This is a genomic window from Hyphomonas oceanitis SCH89 (assembly GCF_000685295.1).
Classification (GTDB): Bacteria; Pseudomonadota; Alphaproteobacteria; order Caulobacterales; family Hyphomonadaceae; genus Hyphomonas; species Hyphomonas oceanitis.
The window spans coordinates 125,813-132,998 of sequence record NZ_ARYL01000005.1; the positions used below are offsets into that span (position 1 = coordinate 125,813).

Here is a 7,186-nt window from a genome sequence, read left to right on the forward strand (position 1 = left end):
CGTGCGAACGCGGAGGGCTTTTGAAGATCAGATTGTGCGAACCGGCCCCTAGAGCGCCTCACGCGCCAGGTTGCGCAGCACGTAGTGGAGGATGCCGCCATTGCGGTAATAATCCAGCTCGTTTTCCGTATCGATGCGGACACGGCACTCAATGCTTGTGGTCGAGCTATCAGCCTTCGTGATCGTGACCGGCAGCATCATGCGCGGGGTGATGTCGCTGATACCTGCGATGGAAACCTGCTCGTCGCCTTTGAGGCCAAGCGATTCCCAGGTTGTGTCGCCGGTGAATTCCAGCGGCAGGACGCCCATGCCGATCAGGTTCGACCGGTGGATACGCTCGAAGCTGCCGGCGATGACCGCGCGAACGCCCAGCAGGATCGTGCCCTTGGCGGCCCAGTCACGCGAAGAACCGGTGCCGTATTGCTGGCCCGCAAAGATGACCAGCGGAACGCCCTCATCCTTGTACTTCATGGCCGCATCATAGATCGGCAGTTCTTCGCCGCCCGGATAATGCTTGGTCACGCCGCCTTCGACGCCCGGCACCATCTGGTTCTTGATGCGGATATTGGCAAACGTGCCGCGCATCATGACCTGGTGGTTGCCACGGCGCGCGCCGTAGGAGTTGAAGTCCAGCACCGGCACCTGATGCTCGCGCAGGTAATCGCCTGCCGGGCCATCGGTCTTGATGTTGCCAGCCGGTGAGATGTGGTCGGTCGTGATCGAGTCGCCGAAGAGACCGAGGACACGGGCATTCTTCACATCTTCAGGTGCCTCGGGCTCAAGACCCATGCCGTCGAAATAAGGCGGGTTCTGAACATAGGTGGAGCTCATCGGCCAGTCATAGGTCTGGCCGCCGGACACCTTGATGCCCTGCCAGTTCTCGTCACCCTTGAACACGTCCGCATAACGGCTGCGGAACATTTCCGGCGTCACAGAGGCGCGCATGACTTCGGCGATCTCTTTCGAGCTTGGCCAGATGTCTTTCAGGTAAACCGGGTTGCCATCCTGATCCATGCCGAGCGGATCGGTGGTCAGGTTCTTGTGCAGCGAACCGGCGATCGCATAAGCGACGACCAGTGGCGGCGAGGCCAGATAGTTCGCCCGGATGTCCTGGCTGATACGGCCTTCAAAGTTGCGGTTGCCGGAAAGAACCGAGCAGGCCACGAGATCGTTCTCGTTGATCGACTTCGCGATTTCCGGCGGAAGCGGACCCGAGTTACCGATACAGGTTGTGCAGCCATAGCCGACGAGGTTGAAGCCCATGGCATCAAGATCGTCCTGAAGGCCGGCGCGGAGCAGATAGTCCGTCACAACCTGTGAGCCGGGCGCAAGCGACGTTTTCACCCACGGCTTGGACACAAGACCCTTGGCACGCGCATTGCGGGCCAGAAGGCCGGCGGCGAGCATGACGGACGGGTTGGATGTGTTCGTGCAGGACGTGATGGCCGCAATGACCACCGAACCGTCATGCAGGTGATAATCACTGCCTTCGACGGCAAAGGTCGGCACGCCATAATCGTCCGGAATGGTCTTGTTCATCGTGGCGCCTTCGTCGGCGAAGCGGGATTCGCCTTCGCTGTCCGGCACCTTGTCCTTATCGACGCCGCCACCCTTGATGCCCAGTACGTCTTTCTTGAACTGAGCCGCTGCATCCGTCAGCAGGACGCGGTCCTGCGGGCGTTTAGGTCCTGCCAGCGACGGGACAACGTCGCCAAGATCCAGTTCCAGCGTGTCGGTGAACACCGGATCCACCATGTCAGGACGCCAGTAGCCTTGCGCCTTGGCATAGGCTTCAACCAGCGCAACACGGTCGGCCTCGCGGCCTGTGTCTGTCAGATAGGTGATCGTCTCCTTATCGACCGGGAAGAAGCCGCAGGTCGCGCCATATTCCGGCGCCATGTTGGAAATCGTCGCTTCGTCTTCCAGCGTGAGGTTTGCAAGACCGGGACCGAAGAACTCGACGAACTTGTCGACAACGCCCTTCTTGCGAAGCATCTGCACGACCGTCAGCACGAGGTCCGTCGCGGTTGCACCTTCGGCGAGCTTTCCCGTGAACTTGAAACCAACCACCTGCGGGATGAGCATGGAGACAGGCTGGCCCAGCATGGCCGCTTCGGCTTCGATGCCGCCAACGCCCCAGCCGAGAACCGACAGGCCGTTGATCATTGTCGTGTGGCTGTCCGTGCCGACACAGGTGTCAGGATAGGCAACCGTTTCGCCGTCCTCCTCTTTGGTCCAGACCGTCTGGCCGAGGTATTCGAGGTTCACCTGGTGGCAGATGCCGGTGCCGGGTGGCACAACGCGGAAGTTCTTGAAGGCCGAGGAACCCCAGCGCAGGAATTCGTAACGCTCGCCATTGCGCTCATATTCACGCTCGACGTTTTTCTCGAAGGAATTGGCGTGGGCAAAGTTGTCGACCATGACCGAGTGGTCGATTACGAGGTCAACAGGCACTTGCGGGTTGATGGCATCAGCCGCAGCGCCAAGTTTCTTGGCAGCGTCGCGCATGGCAGCAAGGTCAACAACGGCTGGCACGCCCGTGAAATCCTGCATCAGGACGCGGGCCGGGCGGTAGGCAATCTCGTGGCTGGTGGCGCCTTTATTGTCGAGCCAGGCCTTGAAGGCCATGATGTCGTCCTTGGTGACCGTCTTGCCATCCTCGAAACGCAGCATGTTCTCGAGGAGAACTTTCAGTGAAGCCGGGAGGCGCGACACATCGCCAAGGCCGTTTTCAGAGGCTGCGGCGAGCGAATAATAAGTGTACGTCTTGCCAGCAGCGGTAAGCGTGCGTTTTGATTTAAAGCTGTCTAGAGACGGCATGCGGGAGACCTCGCGTCTTGATGTGTACATGTGGGTGCCGCGTCGGGCGGCGCGTTGCCTCGTGTCATATAGAGGGTAAGCACCTGATGCAATTGGGACAAAGGGTCTATTCCGAGGGGAATTACTGTTGCTGAGCGCCACCAATCTCGGGATCCTGCGGGGCGAGCGTGTCCTGTTCGAGGGCGTATCGCTGAGCGTTGCGCCCGGCGAAGCGGTCGTTCTGCGGGGCGCGAACGGGGCCGGGAAGACCACTTTGCTGCGCATTCTGGCCGGTTTGACGCGTCCTGAGGCCGGTCATGTAGACCGCCAGGCCACCCATCACTGGATCGGACACCGCGAAGGACTGAAACCCCACGAGACGCCGAGGGCGCACCTGAAACTCTGGGCGCAGGCCTGGGGCTCTGACGCCGATATTGATGCCATTCTCGGGGAAATGGGGCTTTCTCGTCCTTCTGAAGTGGCCGCACGCTATCTCTCCGCCGGCCAAAGACGGCGCACTGCGCTCGCGAGGTTGATGCTGGATCAGCGCCCGCTCTGGCTGCTCGACGAGCCGTTCACGGCACTGGATGCCGAAGGACGTGAGCAATTGCTCGCATTGGTGGCGAACCATCGCCAGAGCGGAGGCGCCGTTATTGCGGCCATCCATGGCGACGCAGGTTTTGCGGCGAGCCGGGAGGTCACTCTGTGAGCCCGAAACCCATCCTCTCTGCTTTCCGGCAAGCGCTCAGCGAATCCTGGGCAGGTGGCGCAGGCGCACTTCTGCCGCTTGGTTTCTTCGCAGGCGCAGCCGTTCTTGTGCCTCTGGGTATCGGAACTGAACCCGGCATGCTGCGCGCCGTCGGGCCCGGCATACTCTGGGTGTCACTTGCGCTATCCAGCCTTGTCACGCTCGAACGCATCTTTCAGGCCGATGTCGAAGATGGCGCGCTGGACCTCTGGCTGCAGGCCGGCGCGCCGGTCTCGGCCATCGCAGCGGCCAAGACATTCGCCCACTGGCTGACGGCCGGCCTGCCGCTTGCCCTGATGAGCCCCGTGCTGGCGCTGATGTTTCAGGCGGAAGCGGGAATCGGCCTCCTGACAGGCCCCTTGATCTATGGCCTTGGCGGGTTGGCCTTCTTTTTCTGGGGCGGCGTCGGCGCCGCGCTGTCAGCCACCGTCCGCCGCGGAGGATTACTTATAGCGCTCATTGCCCTGCCGCTTTATGTGCCGACGGCGATTTTCGGATCAATGGCCATGCGCGGTGCAGCCTTGGGCGATACCGCGCCACTATTGCTGGCCGCATCGACATTGTTTGCGCTGGCGGCGGCGCCATTTGCCATGGCTGCGGCCCTGCGCTTGGCGGCAGATTGAGGGGATAGTATCTGAATGGGCATGTTGTCAGCCTTCGCAAATCCACACCGGTTTCTTGCTCTATCGAGCTGGCTAGCCCCGCTTTTCTATACGGTTGGCGGCGCCTTGATCGCATGGGGCGTATGGCAGGGTCTCTGGGTCGTGCCGAAGGATGACTATCAGGGCGGCGACATCATGCGCGTCATGTTCATCCATGTCCCCGCCGCATGGCTCGCCATGGCGAGCTATTCGGCCATGGCGGCGGCCAGCTTCATCTGGTTCATCTGGCGCCATGAATTGGCTGACATCGCCGCCAAGGCCATCGCTCCGCTCGGCGCGACATGGACGGCACTGTGTCTCGCGACCGGCTCGATCTGGGGCAAACCGACCTGGGGGACATGGTGGCAATGGGATGATGCCCGCATGATGAGCGTCCTGTTCCTCTTCTTCCTTTTCCTGGGCTACATGGCCCTGCGCGCAGCGATGGATTCGCGCCAGAAAGCGGCCCGCGCCGGCGCCATCCTTGCCATGGTCGGTGCGCTCAATGTGCCGCTCATCAAGTTCTCGGTCGATATGTTCACCTCGCTCCATCAGGATGCCAGCGTGATAACGGCTGACGGCCCCAAGATGGCGGCTGTCTATCTCTGGCCGTTGATGATGAGCGGCCTTGGCCACTCCCTCCTGTTCGGCGCATTGGTGATGACCCTGATGCGGGCTGAAATCTGGACCCGGCGCGCAGCGCGCCAGCGCGCCCGTTTGTTGGCAGGCGCATGATGGAACTCCTCCCCGACCTCGGCAAGAACGCGGCTTATATTTGGGCCTGCTACGGACTGGGCGCTTTTCTCATCGGCGGCGCCCTTGTCGGCACTGTCCTGAAGGCACGCGCCGCCAAGGCTGCGCTCGACCGAATGCAGGCAAGCGATGAGGACGCAGCATGAAACGCTGGCTCGCCGCCATCCCGGTCGCTCTGCTTGTCCTCTTTGCGGGCCTGGCCCTGTCTCAATTGTTGAGCCCGAAGAAAGGCGAGTTCGAACGTGTGTCCCGGGCAGCGCCTGACCGTCAGTTCGCTGCGCTTGATGGTGGAGACATCGCCTTTGCACCGCCCCCCGGTGATGAAACCATTATCGTGAACCTGTTCGCCAGCTGGTGCGCCCCATGTGAGGCCGAGCACCCGCAGCTGATGGAGCTGTCAGAGCGCTTCCCGGGCCGGGTGTACGGTGTTCTCTACAAGGACACGGCCGAGAATGGCGCTGAATTTCTTCAGCGCATGGGCAATCCTTTCACCAGGGTAGCGGAGGATCCTGATGGGCAGGGCGGACTGGATTTTGGATTGACCGGCGTACCGGAAACATTCGTGATCTCAAGCGATGGCGAGATCCTGTTACATGTCGCAGGGCCACTCGGCCCGGACGATGTGAAAGAGGTGAGCGGGGCGCTGGACGCGCCCCGCAACTGACCCCGAAGTCTTACTTCTTTCTCTTGGCGGCAGGCTTGGCCTTGGCTTTTGGCGCTGGCTTCGACTTGATCACCGGCTTCGATTCAGAAGCGGCCTTGGCTTTCGCCTTTGGCTTGGCTTTTGCCTTCGGCTTGGCTTTCGCTTTTGCTTTCGGCACGATCACAGGCGCTGGCTCAGCCGTTGCCTTGGCGGTCGGCGCAGGCGCTTCAGCATCATCAACCAGTTTGGTGAGACCGGAGAGCAGAGCGTCCTGCTTTGTTTTCGGCATGGCGTCGAACAGTGCAGCATCCGCAGCATCTACAGCTGGCTGGGCTTTTTCAAGCGCCTTGCGGCCCTTTGCCATCAGCGAAACAGACTTGGCGCGGGCATCTGTCTTGGACGCGACGCGCTTGATGAGGCCGGCCTGCTCCATGCGGGCAACCATGTCAGCAAGGGTCGAACGGTCGATGCCGGTGGCGTTGACGAGGTCGGACTGGCTGACGCCTTCATTGCCGGAGAGCGCAGCAAGCACCGAAAACTGGCGCAGCGTGACGCCAGCGGCCTTCAGCGCAGAGGCAGAATGGTTTGCAGCGATCTGCTGCGCGCGGTGCAACAAATGGCTTGGGGATTTGTTGAGGTTGAAACTGGTTGTGGTTGCCATTGGAATGTCTACTTTCAGGGTTTGACGCGGTTTCCCGCTGGAAATGGGTTGGTGGCCCGCTTAAAGCAGCTGGCCCGTGTGCGGATCAACAGTTTTCTCCATAAGAGACATAGGTTGAAGATTTGATGACGGATGAGTTAGCAATTAGTTCCATAACACCTGATTTCAGTACAGCTGTGCCCGATGGCGACGACCGCGAACGGCGTATTTGCAACACGTGCGGTTTCGTAGACTACGTGAATCCGAAAATCGTCGCCGGATCGGTGGTGACCGACAAGGACGGAAAAGTGCTTTTGTGTCGTCGGGCGATCGAACCGCGCAAGGGGTTCTGGACCCTGCCGGCAGGCTTCATGGAAGAGAATGAAACGGTCGAACAAGCCGCACAGCGCGAGGCAAAGGAAGAGGCCTGCGCCGATATCCGCATTCAGCAAATGCTCGCCGTTTATTCAGTTCCACGCATAAGCCAGGTGCAGATCATGTTCCGCGCCAGGCTGGAATCTTCAATAGATTCAGGGCCTGAGAGCCTTGAGGTGGGTATGTTTGACTGGAAAGACATTCCCTGGTCCGAGCTGGCATTCCCAACCGTCATCTGGGCGCTGACACATTATGCCGCTACACGGCACCTGCAGGCTTTCCCACCTTTTACCAATCCACCGGGAACGGAAAAGATAACCCGCTAGGTGGCTTCGTCGGCGTCCTCGGATGGCAGCATGTGCTTGAGTGTGTAAGGCACATTTGCGAGCGCAAAGACAAAGCCGATTGCCATATTGCCAAGCCGCCAATTGGCCCAGGTTTCCTCTGAGAAGAACTGCCACAAAATAATATTCCAGATCGCCAGAGCGACAAAATAAAGGCCCCAACGGATCGCAAGCGTCCGCCATGCAAAGTCGGGTAGCTGGAATGCGCCATCAAAATGTATGGTCCGCCCCGTCATTGCAAGG

General features: G+C 60.4%; 9 protein-coding genes. 6 read left to right on the plus strand and 3 right to left on the minus strand.

Annotated elements, in window-relative coordinates; all coding sequences use genetic code 11:
* Window positions 1-48 precede the first annotated feature (48 nt).
* Window positions 49-2,820 carry an aconitate hydratase AcnA gene (acnA, locus tag HOC_RS05395; protein WP_035536522.1) on the minus strand — a complete coding sequence of 924 codons (2,772 nt, stop codon included), beginning with the start codon at window positions 2,818-2,820 and terminating at the stop codon, window positions 49-51.
* A 127-nt stretch (window positions 2,821-2,947) separates the two neighbouring features.
* Here acnA and ccmA point away from each other — a divergent pair, with 127 nt between their 5' ends.
* The 5 genes from ccmA to HOC_RS05415 are packed head-to-tail and all read left to right on the plus strand — an operon-like array spanning window position 2,948 to window position 5,605.
* Window positions 2,948-3,508: a heme ABC exporter ATP-binding protein CcmA gene (ccmA, locus tag HOC_RS05400; protein WP_241766903.1), complete on the plus strand. Its 561-nt coding sequence runs from the start codon at window positions 2,948-2,950 to the stop codon at window positions 3,506-3,508.
* Complete coding sequence (gene ccmB, locus HOC_RS05405; RefSeq protein WP_051624555.1) at window positions 3,505-4,170, plus strand: heme exporter protein CcmB; 666 nt, start codon at window positions 3,505-3,507, stop codon at window positions 4,168-4,170. The genes ccmA and ccmB overlap by 4 nt, the downstream gene beginning before the upstream one ends.
* 21 nt (window positions 4,171-4,191) lie before the next feature.
* Window positions 4,192-4,923: a heme ABC transporter permease CcmC gene (gene ccmC / locus HOC_RS05410; RefSeq protein ID WP_035536529.1), complete on the plus strand. Its 732-nt coding sequence runs from the start codon at window positions 4,192-4,194 to the stop codon at window positions 4,921-4,923.
* A complete protein-coding gene (gene ccmD, locus HOC_RS21700; protein ID WP_084146144.1) occupies window positions 4,920-5,087 on the plus strand; it encodes a heme exporter protein CcmD in 168 nt (55 codons plus the stop codon). Before ccmC ends, ccmD begins: the two co-directional genes overlap by 4 nt.
* Window positions 5,084-5,605, plus strand: a complete 522-nt coding sequence (locus tag HOC_RS05415; protein ID WP_035536456.1) for a redoxin family protein — start codon at window positions 5,084-5,086, stop codon at window positions 5,603-5,605. Before ccmD ends, HOC_RS05415 begins: the two co-directional genes overlap by 4 nt.
* Before the next feature lie 10 nt (window positions 5,606-5,615).
* On the opposite strand, the gene HOC_RS05420 is transcribed toward HOC_RS05415, so the two are convergent.
* Window positions 5,616-6,245 (minus strand): MarR family winged helix-turn-helix transcriptional regulator, encoded by a 630-nt coding sequence (locus tag HOC_RS05420; RefSeq protein ID WP_035536458.1) that lies wholly within the window; start codon window positions 6,243-6,245, stop codon window positions 5,616-5,618.
* Between the two features lie 125 nt (window positions 6,246-6,370).
* On the opposite strand from HOC_RS05420, the gene HOC_RS05425 reads away from it, so the two are divergent.
* Window positions 6,371-6,925 (plus strand): NUDIX hydrolase, encoded by a 555-nt coding sequence (locus HOC_RS05425; RefSeq protein WP_035536460.1) that lies wholly within the window; start codon window positions 6,371-6,373, stop codon window positions 6,923-6,925.
* Here HOC_RS05425 and HOC_RS05430 read toward each other — a convergent pair.
* Window positions 6,922-7,186, minus strand: a 265-nt coding sequence (locus tag HOC_RS05430; RefSeq protein WP_035536530.1) for a septation protein IspZ, incomplete at its 5' end; no start/stop codon positions are given. The genes HOC_RS05425 and HOC_RS05430 overlap by 4 nt on opposite strands.

Excerpts from the sequence above, each read along its gene's own strand:
- ccmD (WP_084146144.1), top strand. The coding sequence starts at position 4,920 with ATGATGGAACTCCTCCCCGACCTCGGCAAGAACGCGGCTTATATTTGG.
- HOC_RS05425 (WP_035536460.1), top strand. The coding sequence starts at position 6,371 with ATGACGGATGAGTTAGCAATTAGTTCCATAACACCTGATTTCAGTACA.
- ccmC (WP_035536529.1), top strand. The coding sequence starts at position 4,192 with ATGTTGTCAGCCTTCGCAAATCCACACCGGTTTCTTGCTCTATCGAGC.
- HOC_RS05420 (WP_035536458.1), bottom strand. The coding sequence starts at position 6,245 with ATGGCAACCACAACCAGTTTCAACCTCAACAAATCCCCAAGCCATTTG.
- HOC_RS05415 (WP_035536456.1), top strand. The coding sequence starts at position 5,084 with ATGAAACGCTGGCTCGCCGCCATCCCGGTCGCTCTGCTTGTCCTCTTT.
- acnA (WP_035536522.1), bottom strand. The coding sequence starts at position 2,820 with ATGCCGTCTCTAGACAGCTTTAAATCAAAACGCACGCTTACCGCTGCT.